Origin of the sequence: Bacteroides sp. AR29 (assembly GCF_900217715.1) — a bacterium.
GTDB classification, from domain to species: Bacteria; Bacteroidota; Bacteroidia; order Bacteroidales; family Bacteroidaceae; genus Bacteroides; species Bacteroides uniformis.
Window position 1 is genome coordinate 55,779 of the sequence record NZ_OBMS01000018.1, and the last position, 23,494, is coordinate 79,272.

General features: G+C 47.8%; 18 protein-coding genes. 9 read left to right on the top strand and 9 right to left on the bottom strand.

Features of this window, described 5'->3' with window-relative positions; translation table 11 throughout:
* Positions 1-373: 373 nt before the first annotated feature.
* The 7 genes from CSD97_RS12405 to mce all read right to left on the bottom strand — a co-directional run bounded on the left by CSD97_RS12405 (position 374) and on the right by mce (position 8,469).
* Complete coding sequence (locus CSD97_RS12405) at positions 374-2,224, bottom strand: glycoside hydrolase family 13 protein (protein WP_005835949.1); 1,851 nt, start codon at positions 2,222-2,224, stop codon at positions 374-376.
* A gap of 110 nt (positions 2,225-2,334) precedes the next feature.
* Positions 2,335-3,687, bottom strand: coding sequence for a tetratricopeptide repeat protein (locus CSD97_RS12410; RefSeq protein WP_005835952.1), 1,353 nt, complete (start codon positions 3,685-3,687; stop codon positions 2,335-2,337).
* Between the two features lie 169 nt (positions 3,688-3,856).
* Positions 3,857-5,017, bottom strand: a complete 1,161-nt coding sequence (locus CSD97_RS12415) for a sodium ion-translocating decarboxylase subunit beta (RefSeq protein WP_005826789.1) — start codon at positions 5,015-5,017, stop codon at positions 3,857-3,859.
* A 1-nt stretch (position 5,018) separates the two neighbouring features.
* Complete coding sequence (locus CSD97_RS12420) at positions 5,019-5,453, bottom strand: biotin/lipoyl-containing protein (protein ID WP_005826788.1); 435 nt, start codon at positions 5,451-5,453, stop codon at positions 5,019-5,021.
* Positions 5,454-5,476: 23 nt separating this feature from the next.
* Positions 5,477-6,409, bottom strand: a complete 933-nt coding sequence (locus CSD97_RS12425; protein ID WP_008663742.1) for an OadG family transporter subunit — start codon at positions 6,407-6,409, stop codon at positions 5,477-5,479.
* A 31-nt stretch (positions 6,410-6,440) separates the two neighbouring features.
* Positions 6,441-7,994, bottom strand: coding sequence for an acyl-CoA carboxylase subunit beta (locus CSD97_RS12430; RefSeq protein ID WP_005826784.1), 1,554 nt, complete (start codon positions 7,992-7,994; stop codon positions 6,441-6,443).
* A 58-nt stretch (positions 7,995-8,052) separates the two neighbouring features.
* A complete protein-coding gene (gene mce / locus CSD97_RS12435; protein WP_009036790.1) occupies positions 8,053-8,469 on the bottom strand; it encodes a methylmalonyl-CoA epimerase in 417 nt (138 codons plus the stop codon).
* A 289-nt stretch (positions 8,470-8,758) separates the two neighbouring features.
* Between mce and CSD97_RS12440 the strand changes: the two genes are divergently transcribed.
* The 3 genes from CSD97_RS12440 (at position 8,759) to CSD97_RS12450 (ending at position 13,055) form a co-directional block, all read left to right on the top strand.
* Entirely contained in the window at positions 8,759-10,246 is a 1,488-nt protein-coding gene (locus CSD97_RS12440) for a TolC family protein (protein ID WP_005826781.1), read from the top strand.
* Positions 10,247-10,389: 143 nt separating this feature from the next.
* Positions 10,390-11,751, top strand: coding sequence for a sigma-54 dependent transcriptional regulator (locus tag CSD97_RS12445; RefSeq protein ID WP_005835956.1), 1,362 nt, complete (start codon positions 10,390-10,392; stop codon positions 11,749-11,751).
* Positions 11,742-13,055: an ATP-binding protein gene (locus tag CSD97_RS12450; RefSeq protein WP_008663734.1), complete on the top strand. Its 1,314-nt coding sequence runs from the start codon at positions 11,742-11,744 to the stop codon at positions 13,053-13,055. Before CSD97_RS12445 ends, CSD97_RS12450 begins: the two co-directional genes overlap by 10 nt.
* Before the next feature lie 26 nt (positions 13,056-13,081).
* Here CSD97_RS12450 and aspD read toward each other — a convergent pair whose 3' ends face one another.
* A complete protein-coding gene (aspD, locus tag CSD97_RS12455; protein ID WP_009036793.1) occupies positions 13,082-14,701 on the bottom strand; it encodes an aspartate 4-decarboxylase in 1,620 nt (539 codons plus the stop codon).
* A 276-nt stretch (positions 14,702-14,977) separates the two neighbouring features.
* Entirely contained in the window at positions 14,978-16,672 is a 1,695-nt protein-coding gene (gene aspT / locus CSD97_RS12460) for an aspartate-alanine antiporter (protein WP_005826770.1), read from the bottom strand.
* 188 nt (positions 16,673-16,860) lie between these two features.
* Here aspT and CSD97_RS12465 point away from each other — a divergent pair, with 188 nt between their 5' ends.
* From CSD97_RS12465 to CSD97_RS12490, 6 genes are all read left to right on the top strand, one after another.
* A complete protein-coding gene (locus CSD97_RS12465; protein WP_098032468.1) occupies positions 16,861-19,398 on the top strand; it encodes a DUF5686 and carboxypeptidase-like regulatory domain-containing protein in 2,538 nt (845 codons plus the stop codon).
* Positions 19,399-19,505: 107 nt separating this feature from the next.
* On the top strand, positions 19,506-20,795 hold the full coding sequence (locus CSD97_RS12470) for an inositol-3-phosphate synthase (protein WP_005835961.1): 1,290 nt from the start codon (positions 19,506-19,508) through the stop codon (positions 20,793-20,795).
* Positions 20,796-20,933: 138 nt separating this feature from the next.
* Positions 20,934-21,407 (top strand): phosphatidylglycerophosphatase A, encoded by a 474-nt coding sequence (locus CSD97_RS12475; protein WP_034523126.1) that lies wholly within the window; start codon positions 20,934-20,936, stop codon positions 21,405-21,407.
* Complete coding sequence (locus CSD97_RS12480) at positions 21,392-21,919, top strand: GtrA family protein (RefSeq protein WP_005826761.1); 528 nt, start codon at positions 21,392-21,394, stop codon at positions 21,917-21,919. The genes CSD97_RS12475 and CSD97_RS12480 overlap by 16 nt, the downstream gene beginning before the upstream one ends.
* Complete coding sequence (locus CSD97_RS12485) at positions 21,909-22,562, top strand: CDP-alcohol phosphatidyltransferase family protein (protein WP_005826758.1); 654 nt, start codon at positions 21,909-21,911, stop codon at positions 22,560-22,562. The genes CSD97_RS12480 and CSD97_RS12485 overlap by 11 nt, the downstream gene beginning before the upstream one ends.
* Positions 22,559-23,491 (top strand): phosphatase PAP2 family protein, encoded by a 933-nt coding sequence (locus CSD97_RS12490; protein WP_008663722.1) that lies wholly within the window; start codon positions 22,559-22,561, stop codon positions 23,489-23,491. Before CSD97_RS12485 ends, CSD97_RS12490 begins: the two co-directional genes overlap by 4 nt.
* Positions 23,492-23,494: the final 3 nt, after the last annotated feature.

The following is a 23,494-nucleotide window of genomic DNA, read 5'->3' on the forward strand; positions in this document are numbered from 1 at the left end:
CGCCGGTTATTTCAGAAGCGGATGTTTCAACGTGTACAACAGTCTGTTTCCTTTAACAAAACAGTCTGTTTCCCTTAACTGAACAGTTTGTTTCAATAAAGAGAACACTTCGTTCCAATATGCAAAAACACTTCGTTCCAATACGTAAGAACACTTTGTTTCTACATATCCGAACACTTTGTTTCTCTATACTGGAACAAAGTGTTCACCGTTATGAACTAACAGATTAGCTATATTTGAGACCGGTGAAAAGCATATCCCCGTGACACCTATTCCATACTAAAAATCCCTTGCAGATGGCTGGCAGGCGAGGTGTCTGCAAGCTATCTGCAAGGGAGATTTGCAAGAATGAGCTCTCTGTGTGGAGTGCGCGTTATAATTCTATCACTAATGATTCTCTGGGGCCCATCTTCAGCTCTTCACCGAAGGTGATGGCCTTGCCGCTAAGAATATCTTTTCCCTGCTTGCTGTCTTTTAGGATTTCCTTGTAGAATTTCAAAGGAACGGTGGTCTCTGCATCTGTACCGTTCAGCATCACGAATATCGTCTTGCCTTCGTACTGGCGTGCGTAGGCATAAACACCATTCTGTACCATGAACTGCACCATGCTGCCTTTGGCAATCACATCGTTTCCTTTGCGCCAGTTTAGGATGGTCTTGTAGAAGTCGTAGCACTCGTTCTGTATTTTGGTACGTCCGGCTGGGGTCAGTGCGTTTGTTGCGTCACCGGTCCATCCGCCGGGGAAGTCCTTGCGGACATAGCCGTCGCTCTTGCTCTTCACGCCATTCATCATGACTTCCGTTCCGTAGTAGAGTTGCGGAATGCGGCGGGTGGTAAGCAGCAGGGTAGAGGCTTGCTTCAGCATCGGAAGGTTGTTGCCTTCGCCCAGGAAGCGGTCGGTGTCGTGGTTTTCGATGAATGCCAGTACGGAAGCGGGGTTGGGGTAGAGGAAGTCGTATACGAAGTTATTGTATATGCGGTCCAGTCCCTTGAACCAAGTTTCGGTCTGTTCATTCTTGGCGGTGTTTATCTTGTCAAAGAAGCTGAAGTCCATAACGGTCTTGAGGTTACTGTTCTTGGGGGCTGATAGCTTGGAATCCTTCTGCCACCAGGCGGTGTAGGCGGGTTCGGTAACCCAGGTCTCGCCCACGGTGTTGTAGTTGGGATATTCTTCGTTGAGCTCTTTCATCCAGTTGCTCATGGCATCATAGTCGGCATACGGGTAAGTGTCCATGCGGATGCCGTCGATGTTGGCGAATTCAATCCACCAGAAACTGTTCTGTACCAGGTAGCGGTAAACGTGAGGGTTCTTCTGGTTGAGGTCGGGCATGGAAGGTACGAACCAGCCGTCGTTCATCTGGTCGGCATCGTACTGGGAAGTATAAGGGTCTACGTGCGGGGTCAGTTTGAAGGAGGTCTGCACGAAGTTGTTTTCGTGGTCGGGGTTGTTGAACCAGTCTTTGGAGGGCATGTCCTTAATCCATACATGCTCTACGCCGCAGTGGTTGAAAATCATGTCCATTACGATTTTGATGCCGCGTGCATGGGCTTTTTCAATCAGTTGCTTGTATTCTTCGTTGGTACCGAAGCGCGGGTCTACCTTGTAGTAGTCTGTGGTGGCATAGCCGTGATAGGAACCGCCGGTCATGTTGTTTTCCAGTACCGGAGTAAACCAGAGGGCTGTGACGCCGAGGTCGGAGAAGTAGTCCAGGTGTTGTTCGATGCCGGCAAGGTCACCGCCGTGGCGTGCATTGGGGTCTTTGCGGTCTATCTTGTACTCGGCCATGCCCGCAATCTGGTCATTGTCCGGGTTGCCATTGGCAAAGCGGTCGGGCATCAGCAGGTACAGTGCGTCGGAGGCGTCGAAACCTTTATGTTCGCAACCTTTCTTGTTGCGTGCCTTCAGTTCATATTCCTTTACGAGTTTCTTTTTTCCTTCAGTGAAGGTGAGGTTGAATTTGCCGGGTTTTACATCCTTGTCCAGTTTCAGATAGACCAGGAGGTAGTTGTTGCTTTCCAGCTTGACGGTGCTGCTCAATGAGACGCCGGGATAATTGACGGATACTGCCGCGTTGCCGATGCCTTCGCCATAGACCATCAGCTGGAGTTCCGGGTTCTGCATGCCGGTGTACCAAAACGGAGGGTCGATTTTGTTCACATTCATAGCTGCATACGTACTGAGGGAGAGTAAGAGTGTTCCCAAGATTAAGAATACTTTTTTCATGATAGTAACTTTACGGTTAATTTTTGCGCTAATTTAAAACAAATAACGGAGAAAGTTAATCTTTCTCCGTTACTGTACCTTATTATATTATGCAAACGTTTTCATTGGGGCTATTTGATGGGGGTTACGCTGGCGGTATCGACCTTTCCCTTGAAGAAGTCCTCTTTCTTGCGCTTTTCTCTGATGTCCTTCAGCCAGTTTTCGGCGGCATTGTATCGGTTGTCTTCTCCGATGATGGGAACTCCGTCCGCATCTACTTCCTGCACTTTGTCCTTGCTGTTTTTCGGACGGGTTTTCAGGTATGCCGTCAGATATCTCTCTGCTTTGGACACATCTTTCAGATAGTAATAATAGATAAAGGCTGCGTCGTAGAGCAGTTTGTGTTTCTGCCGGTCGTATTTTTCGTATTGCGTCAGAAGGGTATTCGCCTGGTCGGTGTATTGAAATGCCATCTTGTAGCAGTCCGCAAGCCCCACATATAGGCGGGACATGACACTGTCGCTGGGCATGGCGAGGCTTACGGCAGTTTCCAGATAAGTCACTCCATCCTCTTTCCATGATGTCTTGGAGCAGGCGCGTCCCAGATAATAGAGAACGTTGATGTTGGTATTGTCATCTTTAAGAGCCCTTTCCAGCAGGTCGTGTGCTGGGTAGAAGTCTTCGAGGGCATAATAGCTGATTCCGGCGTAGAAGCAGGTTTGGAAAGAACTGTCTTTTTCCTGTAACAGTTGTTCATATCTTTCTATTGCTTTGGGGTAATCTTTGTTCAGGCAATAGGCTTGGGCATTGATGCGGTTCACAAGGACGTTGGTGGAGTCTATGGAACGGTATTTCTCCGTTATGTTTATGGCGTCTTCATACTGGTGGCCTGCTACATAGATGTTGCCGAGTTTGGCAGCAGACAGGTAATCATTGGGATATCTTTTCTGTATGTCCAGGTAGGCATCTATCACATGCATGATTTCTGTGTTGTCATAGACTTGCCCCATACTTTCGGCTCTAAGGTGTAGTACATAGGCGGAACTGTCCCTTTCTGCCAGCAGGTTGCTTTCCTTTAGAGACTCACGGTATCTCTTCATGTTCATCAGCAGACTGATATACTGGATGCGTGCGTATTTATTGTCCGGATTTATGTGGAGCGCATTTTGGTAGTAATCCAGTGCCTCGCTATATTTGGCAAGTGATTTGCAGCATTCGGCAGCTTCAATGTATGCCCGGGGATTGAGAGAATCCTGAGCTACGACTTCCTGAAATACGCTCAGAGCTTCAAGGTTATTGCCCAGCCCTTTCAGCGCTTTTCCTTTTTGGTAGAGTAGGGGGACGGTCGGGGTTTCTTGATCGATCAGCATCAAGGCTGTTTCATAATCGTAGTTGGCCATCGCCTCTTGAATGGGATTTGTGGTCTGTGCCGCCAGAAGCGAACAGCATGCACTGAAACATAAGGAGATAAAAAGCTTTCGCATACAGTATATCATTTATATGAGGTTAAACTGACTGCAAGTTACTAAAAAGAATGTATTTACGAAATAATCGTAATCTGTTTTAGATAGATTAACGAAAAAGCCCCTCCAAAAATGAAGGGGCTCTAAAATAGTTCAGAATTCAAGCCGGATAACGGAATGAATAAATGTATTACATTAAGAATCCCAGCAGGATACCTGCTGCTACAGCGGAACCGATTACACCGGCAACGTTCGGGCCCATGGCATGCATCAGCAGATAGTTGGTAGGATCGTATTCCAGACCTACTACTTGGGAGATACGTGCAGAGTCGGGTACGGCAGATACACCGGCATTACCGATCAACGGATTAATCTTGTTGCCTTTCTTCAGGAAGAGGTTGAAAATCTTCACGAAGATGACACCGGATGCTGTGGCAATGACAAATGATAAGGCGCCCAGACCGAATATCTTGATTGAATCAAGGGTTAAGAACTCGGATGCTTGCGTAGAAGCACCTACTGTCAAACCAAGCAGAATAGTAATGGTATCAATCAGCGGACCACTGGCTGTGTTTGCCAGACGACGTGTAACTCCACTTTCTTTCAGTAAATTACCGAAGAACAGCATACCCAGCAAAGGCAGACCGGATGGTACAAGGAATGTGGTTAGTAACAAACCGATAATCGGGAACATTACTTTTTCCGTATGTGAAACCACACGGGGAGGTTTCATACGGATAAGACGTTCATTTTTACTGGTCAGCCAACGCATAATAGGCGGCTGTATCACCGGTACTAATGCCATATATGAATAGGCTGATACCGCAATGGCACCCATTAAGTTAGGAGCCAGTTTGGAAGAGAGGAAGATGGCAGTCGGACCATCGGCACCACCAATGATACCGATTGCACCAGCCTGCATCGGGTCAAATCCTATGGCAAGGGCAATCATATAAGCACCGAATATACCGAATTGGGCTGCTGCACCAACCAACATTAATTTGGGGTTCGATATCAAAGCAGAGAAATCCGTCATGGCACCGATACCCAGGAATATGAGTGGCGGGTACCAACCGGAGGTTACTCCCTGGTACAGAATATTAAGTACGGAACCTTCTTCATAGATACCGACTTTTAATCCGGCTTCCATATTGAAAGGTATATTACCAATCAGCATACCGAAACCGATAGGAATTAATAGCATCGGCTCAAATTCCTTGGCTACAGCCAAGTATATGAAAAACAAACCTACCAGAAGCATTACCACATGTCCTACCGTTGCATTGGCAAAACCTGTATAAGTCCAGAAGTCGGCAAGGTTGTTTCCTAAAAATGTGATAAATTCTCCCATATTATTCAATAATTACGAGGTCAGTACCTTCGAGAACAGAGTCCCCTTTGTTTACATTGATGGCTGTAATCTTACCGTCTTTATCAGCATTGATATTGTTTTCCATCTTCATGGCTTCCAAAATGATGATAACTTGTCCCTTCTTTACTGTATCGCCGACATTTACTTTGATATCGAGGATTACACCGGGAAGCGGAGATTTTACACCTGACTTGCCGGTAGAAGCAGCGGCCGGTTTTACTACCGGAGTAGCAGGAGCAGCAGGAGCGGATGTGGCTGCCGGACGTGCTACCGGTTTAACGACTACCTTCGGTGCTTTTTCCATTTCAACTTTGTAGGGAGTACCGTTCACTTCTACATGAGCGATGTTGTCTTCAATATCTCCAATGGCAACTTTATATACGTTACCGTTAATTTTATATTTATATTCTTTCATCGTTTTATTTTATTATGGGTGACTTACTTTTTGTGAGGAGTCTCACGCAACGTATAAATCTTTGAACTCCACGGTGAGTAACTGCGTTTTACACGGGTAATGGTAAGTATCGTGTCTTCCACATCGTGTACATCGCTTTGGAATTCGTGCATGGCCATTGAAATGGCAGCAAAAACTTCTCCCGGAGCCTGCCCCAGTTGTTTCTCTTTTGCTTCTTGTTTATCAGTAATACCTTTAGCTTTCATGGCATTGCGTTTGCTGAGGTTAACTGATATTTTACCTATAATCTTGAAGGAGATGTAGAGTAATATCAGCCCGCAGAATACAACGCTCATGGCAGAAATAGCCATACCGATACCTACGCTGTCATGCTCTTCGAATTTTTCCATTTTGGCATTGCTGTCGATAGTCTTGTTGTTGGTACTCGGAGTGACATATTTATCTTCGCTTCCACCCTTTACTTCCCATTGGTCGGCTGCATCACTGACACGGGCATAGGATTGGTTGGCTTTTAAAGTACCGGCAGGCACTATGACTTGATCAAGCAATTTCTTGCCGGAATCATACAACCCAATCCAGTTGGCATTTGTGGCATCCAGTTTGAAGTTCGTATGAAATGTACCGCGTCTTGGTTCTCCATCAGCCCAGAAAAGTGCATGCTGACGTGGTTTTATGAGTGTCAGAACGTCACCTTTGGGAATGAAATAACTGGCAGTATCACCCGGCTGGCTGCTGAATTTCAGATAGCAACCTGCAAGGTCGGCGCTGCCGTATGATCTGTTGAATATTTCAATCCATGCGCTGTGCACACCGTAGTCATCCTGATAGTTGCTTTCGTTGTTGACCAGCACTTCATTCAGCAGCAGTTTGTTGTTCGATTTCTGTTCTTTGCAAGAAGAGCAAAAGCCCAACACCAGCATCAATGAAAGGAATATTCCGATTTTTGTTTTATTCATAATCGTTCTTGTTTTAGTGTGAAAAGCTTGATTACAAGGGAATATTACCATGCTTCTTAGCCGGGTTAGTCAATTTCTTGGTTTGCAACTGTTGCAGGGCACGAATGATGCGGAAACGTGTGTTACGCGGTTCGATAACATCATCAATGTAGCCATATTTAGCTGCATTATAAGGATTGGCAAACAACTTGGTGTATTCAGCCTCTTTTTCAGCCAGGAATTGAGCCGGATTTTCCTGCTCTTTGGCTTCGCGGGCATATAATACTTCTACAGCACCTGCACCACCCATTACAGCGATTTCAGCAGTAGGCCAAGCATAATTCATGTCGCCACGCAGCTGCTTACAGCTCATCACGATGTGCGAACCACCGTAGGATTTACGCAGTGTGATGGTAACCTTGGGTACAGTAGCTTCACCGTATGCATACAGCAGTTTGGCACCGTGCAGGATGACGCCGTTGTACTCCTGGCCGGTTCCCGGAAGGAATCCCGGTACGTCTACCAATGATACGATAGGAATATTGAAGGCGTCGCAGAAACGGACGAAGCGTGCGCCCTTGCGGGATGCGTTGCTGTCGAGCACACCTGCCAGATACTTCGGCTGGTTGGCAACAATACCTACGGACTGTCCGTTGAAACGTGCGAAACCAATAATGATATTCTTTGAATAATCTTTTTGGATTTCGAGGAACTCACCATTATCTATGATAGCACCAATTACCTCGTACATATCGTACGGCTTGTTCGGGTTATCAGGAATGATGTCGTTCAGGGAATCTTCCAGACGGTCGATAGGGTCTGTACAGTCTACATAGGGAGCTTCTTCCAGGTTGTTCTGGGGAATGTAGCTCAACAGTTTGCGGATAAGAGCCAAACCTTCTTCTTCTGTCTGTGCAGTGAAATGAGTAACACCTGATTTGGTGGAGTGAACGCTCGCGCCACCCAGGTTTTCCTGGCTTACGTCTTCTCCGGTTACAGTCTTTACTACCTTCGGACCGGTAAGGAACATGTAGGATGTACCTTCCATCATCAAAGTAAAGTCTGTCAAGGCAGGAGAGTAAACGGCGCCACCGGCACAAGGACCGAAAATACCGGAAATCTGCGGAATGACACCCGAAGCAAGTATGTTACGTTGGAAGATTTCAGCGTAGCCAGCCAAGGCATTAATACCTTCCTGAATACGTGCACCGCCCGAGTCGTTGATACCGATACACGGAGCACCCATTTTCATGGCTTGGTCCATAATCTTACAGATTTTCAGAGACATGGTTTCGGACAGTGAACCGGCAGAAACTGTGAAGTCCTGTGCGAAGATATAAACCAGACGGCCTTCGATTGTACCGCAACCGGTTACTACACCGTCACCGGGGTAGTGTTTCTTTTCCATGCCGAAGTTCGTACATCTATGTTCTACGAACATGTCCATTTCTTCGAAACTGCCTTCGTCAAGAAGCATGGCTATACGCTCACGAGCTGTATATTTACCCTTCTCGTGTTGCTTTGCAATCGCTTTTTCACCACCACCGAGACGTGCTGCAGCGCGGCGGTCTATAAGCTCTTTAATCTTTTCAAGTTGATTACTCATGAATTTATATTCTTTAAGTGTTTATACAATTTATGATTTGATGATTTTAAAGTCTTGCTTATTCCGGTTTCTCGCAAAGCTCGGTCAGGACACCGAGAGTTGACTTCGGATGCAGGAATGCAATGTTCAGACCTTCTGCACCTTTGCGGGGAGCTTTGTCTATAAGGCGGATACCTTTTTCTTCGACTTCGGCAAGCGCACCGGCCACTCCGTCTTCAACGGCGAATGCGAGATGATGCATGCCACCGTTACCGTTGTTCTTTTCGATGAACTTGGCAATTGTGCTTTCGGGAGAAGTAGGTTCCAACAATTCGATCTTTACATCGCCCACTTTCAGGAAAGCGGTTCTAACTTTCTGATCTTCCACGGTTTCGATGTTGTAGCATTTCAAACCTAAAACGTTTTCGTAGTACGGAAGGGCTTCTTCAATGCTCTTAACGGCAATGCCCAGATGCTCAATGTGTGAAATCTTCATAACTATATAAATTAATGTTAGTATTGTATCCTTTTTAATAAAGGTATAAAGCAGCACAAAGAAAGAGAATTCTTCCTTAATAAAGAAATTTTTCATCAATTAATTCATGGATAATTGAACTTTAGAAGGATTTTTTCAGACTTTAGATAGAGACCGGTTGTTTTCCTGATATCGTCCGCTAACGGACATCCCCACTGTCCGAAAATGAACACTTACCCCTCTATGAAATCTTCCCGGCCACTTGGCACACTCTTTGCTTTTCTGTTTGCGACAATTTTAAAGATTGAACATGAAAAAGAATATTTTACTTGCAGTTTGTTTTTTGATGCCGTTGGCAACCATGGCGCAGAATGATACTTTGGGACATGAACGCAATATTACGCTGTCGGAGGCCATTGTACTGGCCCGTACGCAGTCTGTGGATGCTGCTGTGGCATTGAATGAATTGAAAACCGCGTATTGGGAATACCGTACATTCCGTGCGGACTTGTTGCCGGAAGTGAATTTCACCGGTACACTACCCAACTATAACAAGTCCTACAGTACCTACCAGAATTCCGACGGCTCCTATAGCTTTGTCCGCAACAATACACTGGGGCTGTCCGGCCAGCTTTCGGTAGACCAGAACATTTGGTTTACGGGGGGTAAGCTGTCACTGACTTCTTCGCTGGATTATCTCAAACAACTGGGTTCCGGAGGAGCGAAGCAGTTCATGTCAGTCCCCGTGAGCCTGGAGTTGACGCAGCCGGTCTTCGGAGTGAATACCTTGAAGTGGAACCGCCGTATAGAGCCCGTACGCTATGCTGAGGCAAAGGCCGAGTTCATTTCAGCTACGGAAGAGGTGACGATGAAAACCATCACTTATTTCTTTGAGTTGCTGCTGGCCAAAGAATCGCTCGCTACCGCCATGCAGAACAAGACGAATGCCGACCGCCTTTATGAAGTGGCCATAGCCAAACGTAAAATGGGACAGATATCCGAGAATGATTTGTTGCAGCTTAAACTGAATTCATTGCAGGGCAAGGCCGACGTGACTGAGGCAGAGAGCAACCTGAATGCAAAAATGTTCCAGCTCCGTTCTTTCCTCGGGGTGTCCGAGCAGGAAAGCCTGAATCCGGTGTTGCCCGCCACTGTTCCCGATATAAAGATGGAGTATGACCGTGTGCTGAACAAGGCACTGGAACGCAACTCCTTTGCACAGAACATTCGCCGCCGCCAGCTCGAAGCTGATTATGAAGTGGCAACGGCACGCGGAAACTTGCGCAGCATCGACCTCTTTGCCAGTGTGGGCTATACGGGGCAGAACCATGAATTCTCTTCAGCCTACCGGGACTTGCTTGATAATCAGATTGTGCAGGTAGGCGTCAAGATTCCTATCCTTGACTGGGGCAAGCGCCGCGGCAAGGTAAGGGTGGCAAAGAGCAACCGTGAAGTGGTCTTGTCCAGAATCCGTCAGGAACAGATGGACTTTAATCAGGACATCTTTTTGCTGGTGGCTAACTTCAACAACCAGGCGCAACAGCTGGACATAGCCGAAGAGGCGGATGTCATTGCTGAGAAGCGTTACAAGACCAGTGTAGAGACCTTTATGATAGGTAAAATCAGCACCCTGGACCTGAACGATGCACAGAACTCTAAAGACGAAGCCCGTCAAAAGCATATTTCAGAGCTGTACTACTATTGGTATTACTTCTATCAGCTCCGCAGCTTGACCCTTTGGGATTTTGAACGCGATACGGAATTGGAAGCTGATTTTGAAGAGGTGGTAAGAGGATAAGTCGACGGGTTGCAAGTGATAAGTTATGAATTATTTGCCGGTAAAAGTACCGTATATGCGATATTATAGGTAAATAACTTATAACTTATCATTCATAACTCTGCTTTTTTACTTATTTTTGCGGGAAACAAACTACAATTTTTATGATACTGATAATAGACGACGATAGTGCTGTGCGCTCTTCCCTCAGCTTTATGCTGAAGCGTGCCGGATATGAGGTGAAAACGGCTCCGGGCCCTCGCGAAGCTATGGATATAGTTAGGGCCGAAGCTCCCGCCTTGATTTTGATGGATATGAACTTCACTCTTTCCACTACCGGAGAAGAGGGACTTACCTTATTGAAGCAGGTAAAGGTGTTCCGTCCCGATGTGCCCGTTATTTTGATGACGGCATGGGGAAGTATCCAGCTTGCCGTGCAGGGTATGCAGGCCGGCGCATTCGATTTCATAACCAAGCCTTGGAACAATGCTGCTCTTTTGCAGCGCATCGAGACGGCCCTTGAACTTACGGCCGCCCCGAAAGAGGTGCCGGAAGAGCAGACTACCGCATTGAATCGCAGCCATATTATAGGTAAGTCCAAAGGGCTGATGGAAGTGCTGAACACAGTGGCTCGCATAGCCCGTACCAATGCTTCGGTGCTGATTACGGGCGAAAGCGGAACGGGCAAGGAGCTGATTGCCGAAGCCATCCATATCAACAGCCAACGCGTGAAGCAGCCCTTTGTCAAGGTGAACCTTGGTGGCATCTCGCAGAGCTTGTTCGAGAGCGAGATGTTCGGCCATAAGAAAGGGGCGTTTACCGATGCCAGTGCCGACCGTATAGGGCGTTTTGAAATGGCAAACAAAGGTACCATCTTCCTCGACGAGATTGGTGACCTCGACCCTTCCTGCCAGGTGAAACTGCTGCGCGTGCTTCAGGACCAGACATTCGAAGTGCTGGGCGATAGCCGTCCCCGCAAAGTCGATGTGCGCGTCGTTTCCGCCACTAATGCAGACCTCCGCAAGATGGTGTCCGAACGTACTTTCCGTGAAGACCTTTTTTACCGTATCAACCTGATTACCGTAAAACTGCCCTCCTTGCGGGAGCGCCGTGAGGATATACCTTTGCTGGCACGTCATTTTGCCGACCGTCAGGCAGAGGTGAACGGCTTGCCGCGTACGGATTTCTCGGCCGACGCTCTGAATTTCCTTTCCCGCCTGCCTTATCCGGGCAACATTCGTGAGTTGAAGAATCTGGTGGAGCGTACCATTCTGGTCAGCGGCAAGCCGGTGCTGGATGCCACGGATTTCGATGCCCAATATCTGCGTCACGACGAACCGGCCAAAGCTGCCGAAGGTACTTCTTTTGCAGGTATGACCTTGGATGAAATAGAGCGGCAGACTATCTTGCAGGCGTTGGAACAGCATAAAGGGAATCTCAGTCAAGTGGCAGTGTCATTAGGCATCAGCCGCGCTGCGCTTTACAGACGTTTGGAAAAATATAATATTCAAGTCCCGTGCGCATAAAATTCTTTTTCTTCATACTTGTCCTTTTTCTGCTCGGTCTGGGTGGAATGCTGGTATATCTGCTGAGTGGGAAGCCTTCTTTGTATCTGTACGTATTGGAGGGGCTCATCGGGTTTATCCTTATCTATCTGATAGTATTCTATAATAAGATAGTGAAGCCGATGAATACCATCGGCAGCGGTATGGAGTTGCTGCGCGAGCAGGATTTCAGTAGCCGTCTCAGCCGGGTAGGGCAGTACGAGGCAGACCGCATTGTGAATATCTTTAACCGAATGATGGAGCAGCTCAAGAATGAACGGTTGCGCATGCGCGAGCAGAATCACTTCTTGGATTTGTTGATTCAGGCATCTCCAATGGGGGTTATTATCCTGACAATGGACGATGAAGTGTCGCAACTGAATCCGATGGCGGTAAAGATGCTCGGTGTCCGTATGGAGGAGGCGATGACAAAACGGCTGGACCAGATGGACTCCCCGTTGGCTGCCGAACTTTCGTCTATTCCCAAAGACGAGACGGCGGTGGTCCGTCTCAATGATGCGAATATTTATAAATGCACCCATTCTTCTTTTATTGACAGAGGGTTCAAACATCCTTTTTTCTTGATAGAGCGTATGACGGAAGAAGTGATGCGTGCCGAGAAGCGTGCCTATGAAAAGGTAATCCGCATGATAGCTCATGAAGTGAACAATACCACTGCGGGCATCACTTCCACACTCGATACAGTGGAGCAGGCACTTTCTACAGAAGATGATATGGAGGACATCTGCGACGTGATGCGCGTTTGTACGGAGCGTTGTTTCTCGATGAGCCGTTTCATTACCCGTTTTGCAGATGTGGTAAAGATACCCGAACCTACCCTGGCACCCGTCCAGCTGAATGAGTTGGTGTCCATGTGCAAGCGTTTCATGGAAGGAATGTGCAATGACCGCAATATAGAGCTACGTCTGGAATGCGACCCAGAGGTGGGAATGGTGCGTATGGATGCTTCTCTTTTTGAGCAGGTGCTTGTGAATATCATCAAGAATGCCGCCGAAAGTATAGAGGGGGACGCCGGAGAAAACGGACAGCAAGGTGAGATAATAGTAAGGACCACTGCCCCCGCTTCTGTCGAAGTCGTTGACAATGGTCCGGGGATAAGTAAAGAGACCGAAGCTAAACTCTTCAGCCCCTTCTTTTCCACCAAGCCGAACGGGCAGGGAATTGGCCTGGTGTTTATCCGGGAAGTTTTGAGCCGTCATGGTTGCACGTTCTCCCTGCGTACCTACAGCGATGGATTGACCCGCTTCCGTATACTATTTAATTGAAAATTGAAAGTTTTACCTTTCACCTTTCAATTTCTGCTTTTAAAGAATTCTTTTGCATATTCGTCCAATATCCTTTTAATGCCTTGGCCGATGGTCGCATAGTCTTTCTCGTCCAGATTGGCGAGTGAGGCGCGCACGCTCCATTCGGGGCCGTCAAAACCACCGCCGTTCAGCAGCACCAGAGAGGTTTCTTTGGCAAGGCGGAAGACTACGTTCAGCGGGCTGTAGGTACGTTTCAGATATTCTACAAAGTCGTCCCCATAGAACTTCTTTGCCCAAACCAGCATGTCGATTTCTGTATAATAACCTACACGCAACGGGTCTTCCGTCAGCGTGAAACCGGTATTCTCCCAAAGGGCATGCAATCGGCGGCGGATAATCTCCTGCATCTTTTGCTTGTATTTGTTTTCCTTGTCCAGCAGGGCAAAGGCGGCGAAAAGGCCCATCTGCATCTGTTGTGGCAATGACAGTCCGGCGGTATGGTTCAGTGCCACCTGGCGACTGTCGGCAACCATACGGTCGATAAACTTCAGTTTTTCAGGTTCCAGAGTGAGGGTGGAGTAGCGGCGGTGCAGAATCTCCCGTTTCTCTTTCGGCAGTTTGGCTATCAGCTTGTCGAACAGATTGAATTCGTGCAGGGCGATGACCGCATTGCGCCATCCGGTGGCACCGAAGTATTTGGAGAATGAATAGACGCAAAGCGTATTGTAGGGAATTTCTGCCATGAACGAACGGAAGTGCGGACTGAATGTACCGTATACGTCGTCTGTAATAATCATCAGATTAGGGTTGTCATTTCTGACGATACTCACGATGCGCGCCATTGTATCCGGACTGAGTGTGTAGCTGGGCGGATTACTGGGATTGGTGACAAAGAGGGCCTTGATTTTAGGGCTTTTCAAGCGGTCTATGTCTTCGTCGCTGTACTGCCAGAGGTGCATCCCTTCGTTATTCATGCGGTTGGCATGTATTTTGGTCACTCGAAACTGGTAGCGGCTGAGTTGTGGGATTTCAATATAGGGGGTAAAGGCAGGAACCATGAGGACGATGCCGTCCCCTTTGTTCAGCAGGAAGTTTTCCTGCAGGGAGTCGAAGATGTAGCACATGGCGGCTGTTCCACCTTCGGTGGCAAACAGGTCATAGGCACCCCGGGGAGGACGGTTGTCGCACATCTCTTGCGAAAGGTAGTCTTGCACAAGGATTTCCGTAAAATGAAGGATGCGGTCGGGCACGGGATACTGGTCGCCTACAATGCTTTCGGCCCATTCGTGTACAAGGCTGTCGGGGTCGGCGGCATGCTGCATCAGCAGGTAGTTGTAGGTTTGTTCCAGCAATTTGGCGCCCGGTACGTTATTGTTCTTTTTCAGGAAGGCTTCGAAGCGAGAGGCAATGCCTTTTTTTTCGGGGATGCCTGCAATTCCCTCGGGCAAATCCATGATGCGGCGGCACTCTTCCAGGCCGAAGCTTCCCAACAGGAAGAAGGCTTCGCGTGGAGCGGTTGCAATCCAGTTGGGGTTGCCGCGCCCTGCGTTCAGCATGGTACGGGCGGTTTTCTTCAGACTCTCGTCTGCCATGTCTATCAGGCGGTTCTTCAGTTCGAAAGGACTGATAGATTCCATTTTCTTTTCTAAAAGTTTTGTATCCATAAGCTCAAGTTTAGGTTCGTTATTTATTGTTTTCAGTCATTCGGCGAATAATCTCTGTTCATGCGGTATACTATTTCTTTCCTTGCTTGAAATTAATCGTCCGATATATGTTTCCTTTTCGTCCGACAGTTGTTGAATCATCGTCCGACAACTGTTGAATTATCGTCCGACAGCTGTCGGACGAATAGCTATTAGTGAATGGGTATATAGTCGCTTGCATTTCCGGCAATAATTCTTTGAATGCTCCGGATTAGTAAGCATTGGTACAGAATCGTCTTATATTAGCAAAACGATGACTACACCCCATATTATTAATAAGGTATTGCCCACGGCATAGGTCACGGTGTATCCCAGAGCAGGTGTCTCACTCTCAACGGCATCCTGCACCGCGCCTAAAGCGGCCGTAGTGGTACGTGCCCCCGCGCAGACGCCCAAAGCCAGTGCCGGATGGAACTTGAAAACATACCTTGCCAGCAGCAAGCCGATAATCAGCGGCAGGGTGGTGGCGGCTGCTCCCACCAGGAACAGGCTGATACCTACGTCGTGGAAGCCCTGCACGAAACTGGGACCTGCCGAAATGCCCACTACCGCGATGAACATGTTCAGACCGACATTGTTCAACACCCATTGCGAAGGTTCGGGAATGCGCCCGAAGGTGGGGTGCTTACTGCGGAGCCAGCCGAAGAACAAGCCGGCAATCAATGCGCCGCCGCTTGTGCTCAAGCTGATGGGGATGCCGCCGATATGGACGGAAAGTGCTCCGAACAAACCTCCGACAAGGATACCCAGGCCTACGAATATCATGTCCGTCTGGTTGGTAGGGCGGTCTATATACCCCAGACGTTTGGCTGCTGCTTCCACTTCCTGCCTGGTACCTACCACTTCGATGACGTCGCCGGCATCTACTACCGTTTGTGCCAGCACGGGAATGGATATTCCGGCGCGCTTGATGCTCCGGATACTGACACCGTGCATGAACTTTTCCCTTCGGATAACTGCAACCGTCTTGCCGGCAACCGTCTTGCGTGTGATTGTAACCGGTAACTTTTCGGCAGGAAAATCCAGGAGCTGGGCATCTTGTACTTCCGGCCCTATCCAGCTTTCTTCGCCTATGATGTATTCGCGGCGTCCGCTTAGCACTACTTCGTCTCCCGGCTCTATCTGTATGTTCATGCTGACTTCCACCACAACTCCGGATTTGCGGAGGCGTTCCACAAATAGACGTTTGTCGTGCTGCCGGAAGTAGACTTCCAGGTCAATCACCCGCTTTCCATTCTTGAACCATTCGTTTTCGACCCGGTAGGCACGGAAAGTGACGGGGCGTGCCGCCGGCATGAATCCCGGTTCGTCAGCCAGAGAGCTGCCCATCTTCGCCTCCAGTTCCTTGCAGGCGGCTTTCACCTTTTCCAGCCCGCCTAGCATCTTGGGACCGATGGATGATAGGACCCATGCCGAGCCTGCCGTACCGAAAATGTAGGTGACGGCGTAGGATACGGGAATGATGTTGACGTAACTTTGTCGTTGGGCCTCGTCCAGTCCCATATTGGCCATGGTGTCTTCTGCCACTCCGATGACGGCGGAGATGGTTTGCGAACCGGCCAGCAGTCCGGCAGCTTCACCGGCATTGTAGCCCATCATCAGGGCCAGCAGCCAGGTCACTAACAGTACGGATACACACATCAGTACGGCAAAGCCTACTTGGGGTAATCCGTCCTTTTTCAGTCCGCGGAAGAACTGGGGACCCACTTTATAGCCCACGGCAAAAAGGAAAAGCAGAAAAAATACCGACTTTATCGGACCCGGTACGGCTATATTCAGTTGCCCTACCAGTACGCCTACAAGCAGTACACTGGTCACTGTGCCCAGCGTAAACTTACCGATACGCAGTTTCCCCAGCCAGAATCCCAGGAATATAGTGAGGAAAATGGCAAGTTCGGGGCGTTCCCTGAGCTGGTTGAAAATCCATTCCATAATCAAGTTGTTTAGGTTATATATTGGTTGTTCCGATGCTTTCTGGAGCGTCGTTTCGCTATACAACGGCTTTTAACGGGAAGTGTTTTGTACAAAAGGAGTTTTTTAGAACATTTATTCCGTAAAACCGAACTTTAAGAAAAAGTTTTCTTCCGTACCTTTGCCATCCAAATTAGGTAAAACAAGGTATGAAGTTGTTTTTTAGGGTATTTCTGCTTATCCAGCTGGTTACTCTTCCATTGAGAGCACAATATATGGTGCAAGGCGTTGTCACCGATTCGTTGACGAAGGAGCCGTTGCCTTATACGTCAGTTTATCTGAAAGGAACTACGGAGGGAGGGATGACGGACAATAACGGCCGTTTTTCCTTCAAGACCTATCGCCCGGAGGCCACGCTGGTCATTTCGGCCGTGGGATATAATGAATATGTCCGGCTGATTCATCCTGCAAAGTCTTCTAAGTTCAATATTGCCCTTTCGCCAGCCACTTATGCACTGGATGAGGTGGTGGTGAAGCCGAAACGTGAACGGTATAAGAAAAAGGATAATCCCGCAGTGGAGTTTGTACGCAAGATGATAGAGCATCGGGATGACTACTCGCCCGACGAACGCGACTTCTGGAAACGTGACCGCTATGAAAAGATGACTTTTGCCATCAATAACTTCGACAGCTTGAAGCAACAGAAGTGGCTTTACCGTAAGTTCAAGTTTCTGACGGATTATGTCGATACCTCTGCCGTTACCGGCAGGCCGGTACTGGCCATCTCCAACCGTGAGTTGCTTGCCACAGACTATTACCGCAAGTCTCCGCATAGCCGGAAACAGTGGGTCACCGCCCGCAGGCAGGCAGGAGTGGACGAAATGCTTTCCCAGCAGGGTATGGAGCAGGCTATCAGTGTCACCATGACCGATGTAGACCTTTATGAGAACAACATCACCTTGTTCACCAATAAGTTTGTCAGTCCGCTTTCCTCCCTTGGGCCGTCTTTCTACAAATATTATCTGATGGATACGCTTACCGTTGCCGGAAAGCCTTGTGTTGACTTGACATTTGTCCCTTTCAACTCCGAGTCGTTCGGTTTTACGGGACATTTATACGTCATGCTGGACAGTACCTATTTTGTAAAGCGTACCGTCATGAACTTTCCTCAGAAAATAAATCTGAACTTTGTGGACTACATGAAGATTGAACAGAATTTTGACCGCGCGGAGGACGGTACGAGGCAGTTGCTCAATGAGAGTATCACTACGGAGTTCAAGTTGGTGGACAATAGTGACGGTATTTATGCCAAGCGGGATGTGTATTACAGAAATTATCAGTATGAACCGGATGACAAGGCTCTGCAGGCTTTCCGAAAACCGGAAAAGGTGATTGAAGAGACATCGGCTTCCGGCTATTCGGAAGCATATTGGGATGCCAACCGCCAGGTGGAAGTCAGCAAGAAAGAAACTTCGGTGGACAAGATGATGGCCCAGTTGCGCAGCTATCCCGTTTATTTCTGGACGGAGAAAGTGTTGAAGGTGCTGTTCACGGGGTATATTCCCGCTCCGAAGGAAAAAGAACCTTTGTTCTATATCGGTATGATGAATACCACCATCAGCGGAAATACACTGGAAGGGGTGCGCTTGCGTGCCGGCGGTATGACGACGGCATGGCTCAATCCGCATCTGTTCGGTAGGGGGTATATGGCATACGGTTTTCGCGACCATCGTGTAAAAGGACTTGCCGAACTGGAATATTCTTTTCATAAGAAGAAGGAATATGCCAATGAATTTCCTATACATTCGTTGAAGCTCCGTTACTTGTCAGATGTCAATCAATATGGACAACACTATCTTTATACCAGTCAGGACAATGTTTTTCTTGCTTTGAAACGTCAGAAGGATGACCGTATCGGTTATCAGCGGAAGGCGGAACTGACCTATACCAATGAGTTCCATTCCGGTTTTTCCGTACAGATGACGACGCGTCTGCGTAAAGATGAATCATCCCATCTGATTCCTTTCGTCAAGCAGGACGACCATAATACGTATGTAAAAAGTATTTCGACCAGTGAACTGGAATTGAAGCTGCGCTATGCTCCCAACGAGAAATTCTTCCAGACCCAATGGAACCGTTTCCCCGTTTCGCTGGATGCTCCGGTCTTTTCGCTTACACATACCATGGCTGCCAAAGGGGTACTGGGAGGAGACTATACCTATCACTATACGGAAGCGGGTTTTCAAAAGCGTTTCTGGTTCTCAGCATTCGGTTATACGGACGTTATCCTGAAGGCCGGGAAAGTATGGAACAAGGTTCCTTTCCCTTTGCTCGTCATTCCCAACGCGAACTTGTCCTATACCATACAGCCCGAGTCCTATTCACTGATGAATGCCATGGAATTCATGAACGATGAATACGCTTCCTGGGATGTGACCTATTACTTGAACGGCTGGCTCTTCAACCGTATTCCTTTGTTGAAAAAGTTGAAATGGCGTGAAGTGCTTTCCTGTCGCGGCTTGTATGGGAATTTGAGTGATAAGAATAATCCGGCTTTTCAGCAGGATTTGTTCCGTTTTCCTGCCGGCAGCACTACAATGGGGCATACGCCATACGTAGAGGCAGGTGTAGGTGTTGAAAATATTTTCAAAGTATTGCGTGTCGATTATGTATGGCGTTTGACTTACCGAAATTTACCAAATATCGACAAATCCGGGCTCAGAATCAGTCTACACATGACATTTTAACTTAAATCTTACTAATAGGACATTAAATCGGATAAAATGACTAATCCCAATTGAGTAAAATACCCTAAATTTGAGCAATTTTTTAAACTCTAAATAATACAATGGCAATGAAAGAAAACATTAAGCCGGCAACCGGACGCCTGGGCGTGCTGGTAGTCGGAGTAGGTGGTGCGGTTGCAACCACCATGATTACCGGTACATTAGCTGCTCGCAAGGGCTTGGCAAAAGCTATAGGCTCAATCACACAAATGGCTGCTATGCGCATGCAGGATGGCAAGGAAAAACTTATCAAAGACATAGTGCCTTTGGCTGATTTGAATGATATCGTTTTCGGCGGTTGGGACATTTTCCCGGACAACGCCTACGAAGCTGCTATGTATGCCGAGGTTTTGAAAGAGAAAGACTTGAATTTGGTAAAAGACGAACTGCAAGCCATCAAGCCGATGCCTGCTGCATTCGACCACAATTTTGCAAAACGTTTGAACGGTACGCATATTAAGAAGGCTGCTACTCGCTGGGAAATGACAGAGCAGTTGCGTGAGGATATCCGTAACTTCAAGGCAGCCAATAACTGCGAGCGTATTGCTGTGCTGTGGGCTGCAAGTACCGAAATATATATTCCGCTGTCCAAGGAGCACGAATCTCTCGCTGCTTTGGAACAGGCAATGAAGGAAAACAATACTGAAGTCATCTCTCCGAGTATGTGCTATGCATACGCTGCCATTGCAGAAGGCGCTCCGTTTATTATGGGTGCTCCTAATCTGTGTGTGGATACTCCAGCCATGTGGGAATTCTCCAAGAAAATGAATGTGCCCATTTCCGGTAAGGACTTCAAGAGTGGCCAGACTTTGATGAAGACGGTGCTTGCTCCGATGTTCAAGACCCGTATGTTGGGTGTAAGCGGCTGGTTCTCTACGAATATTCTGGGTAACCGTGACGGCGAGGTACTCGACCAACCGGAGAACTTCAAGACAAAAGAGGTCAGCAAGCTGTCTGTTATCGACAATATCTTCGAACCGGAGAAATATCCTGACTTGTACGGTGATGTTTATCATAAGGTACGCATCAACTACTATCCTCCTCGTAAGGATAACAAGGAAGCATGGGACAACATCGATATTTTCGGCTGGATGGGCTATCCGATGGAAATCAAGGTTAACTTCCTGTGCCGTGACTCCATTCTTGCTGCTCCCATCGCGCTCGACTTGGTTATTTTCAGTGATTTGGCATTGCGTGCAGGCATGTGCGGCATCCAGACGTGGCTGTCCTTCTTCTGCAAGAGCCCGATGCACGATTTCGAGCATGAGCCGGTACACGATTTGTTCCAGCAATGGCGCATGGTGAAAGAGACTCTCCGCAACATGGTGGGTGAAACAGCACCAAGTTATCTGGATTAAAAAAACAGTGATAAGGTGATAGAAATAAGGTGGTAAGGTGATAGAGTGATAGCACTTTACCACTTTATCACTTTTATTACTTTATTGCATTTATCACTTTACCGTTTTTATCGCATTTATCACCTCATTACTTTTTTGATGAAGAAACCCTCCCTCCTCCCAGTCATTATCGGTACGGGCTTTGGCTCGGGCTTTTCTCCTTTTGCACCCGGCACTGCGGGAGCTTTGCTGGCTACGCTTATCTGGTTCGGGTTGTCTTATCTGGTTTCAAGTGTCTGCCTTTTGTGGCTGACAGTAGCATTGATTTTGGTATTTACACTTGCCGGTATCTGGGCTGCCAACCGCCTGGAGGTATCTTGGGGCGAAGACCCTTCGCGCGTGGTGGTCGATGAAATGGTTGGTGTGTGGATTGCCTTGCTTGCGGCGCCCGCCGGACATGTATGGTATGCATTGGGAGCATTTGTCTTGTTCCGTTTGTTTGATATATTCAAGCCCTTGGGCATTCGCCGTATGGAAAGTCTGCCGGGTGGAATCGGGGTAATGATGGACGATATTCTGTCTGGAGTCTACGGATTTATAATTTTGATTGTGGCAAGATGGATAATCAGTTGAAATCAAATGGCAAAGGTGTGTCGTGGCGCCATTCTGTCTGGATCTTCTTCAAGGCCCAGATTTCTGCGCAATTCGCAAGCTTTGTCGATTTTCTGGTGACTATCCTTCTGGTAAAGGCTTTTGCTGTTTTTTATCTTTATGCCACATTCACGGGTTCCGTGGTAGGAGGCATTGTAAACTGTGCCATTAATTACGGATGGGTGTTCCATGCCGAAGACTGTAAGAAAACGCATGTTGCCGTGAAATATCTCTTTGTCTGGGGAGGCAGCATTATACTGAATACCTGGGGCACTTTTGCACTGACCGAGTGGCTTACGGGCATGACATGGGTCAATGGGCTGTTGGGATATTATATAGACAATGTATTTATTCTGTCAAAGATAATAGTAGCAGTGCTGGTAGCTTTTTTTTGGAACTACCATCTGCAACGTTTTTTCGTTTATCGTAATCACAATATAAAAGGCTTTCTGAAACATTATTTAGAGAACAAAAAAGACGAATATGAATTATAGAGATTGGTTGCAGCAGGTGATATACAAGATTATCAACCCTGTGGTGCATGGTATGATTAGAATTGGCATTACGCCTAACTTTATTACGACTACGGGGCTGGTGCTGAATATCGTGGCGGCTGCCTTGTTTGTGTATGCCGGGGTGTACAAGAGTGGTGAACTGGCCTATGTAGGCTGGGGAGGCGGTATTGTGCTCTTTGCCGGGTTGTTTGACATGATGGACGGACGTGTGGCACGCGTGGGTAAAATGAGTTCTACTTTCGGTGCGCTCTACGACTCCGTACTCGACCGTTACAGCGAGCTCGTGACATTGTTCGGCATCTTCTATTACCTGATGCTGCAAGGCTATTTGTGGGGCTCCATCATTACATTCATTGCGCTGATAGGCTCGCTGATGGTGAGTTACGTGCGTGCCCGTGCCGAAGGCTTGGGACTGGAGTGTAAAGTCGGTTTCATGCAGCGCCCCGAACGCGTTGTGCTGACTGCCCTCGGTGCCATGTTCTGCGGTATCTTTGGTGATTGTACTTTATTCGACCCGATGCTGATACTAATTGTGCCTATGGCAGTGATTGCAATATTGGCGAATTTGACGGCATTTGCCCGCTTGGCGCATTGCTATAAACTACTGAAAGACAAGGAATGAAAAATAGTTTGTTTCCCTCTGTGAGAGAGGCAGTGCTGGTGATTGTCATCACAGCGTTTTTCCTGATTCTGACAGCGGTCTGTATCGGGCTTCGTCCGGAACATTTCCTGATGGCGGGTGTATTTTTGGTATTGTTCTTTGCCGGACAGACAACCCGTAAGTTGGCAGTGGCGCTGTTGCCGTTTTTCATATTCGGCATTTCGTATGACTGGATGCGCGTATATCCCAATTACCAGGTGAATCCCATTGATGTAAAAGGACTTTATGAGGCAGAAAAATCCCTTTTTGGCTTGTCTGTAGACGGTGCTGTCCTTATCCCTTGTGAGTATTTTGCTTTGAACCATTGTCCTGTTGCCGATTTCTTTGCCGGGATATTCTACCTCTGTTGGGTACCGGTTCCCATTGCATTCGGGTTGTGGCTCTATCTGAAGGGTGACCGTAAGGTATATCTTCGTTTTGCGATGGTGTTCCTGCTGGTTAATCTCATCGGTTTTGCCGGCTATTACATCCATCCCGCTGCTCCGCCCTGGTATGCCATGAATTATGGTTTCGAGCCGATACTCGACACTCCGGGCAATGTGGCAGGCTTAGGGCGCTTTGACGAATTGCTGGGATGTTCCATCTTCAACTCCATTTACGGAAGGAATGCCAATGTATTTGCAGCAGTGCCCTCGCTCCATGCCGCCTATATGGTGGTGGCTTTGGCTTACGCGGTTATGGACCGCAGCAAAAAGTGGTTGATAGCGTTGTTTGCGGTGATTATGGTCGGTATCTGGTGGACGGCTGTCTATTCGGGACACCATTATCTGATTGATGTGATGCTGGGCATCTCTTGTGCATTGCTGGGTATTTTTGTTTTTGAGAAAGGACTGATGAAGTGGGGAGCGTTCGGACGCTTCTTTGAAAGATACAGTCGATACATTAAATAAGGT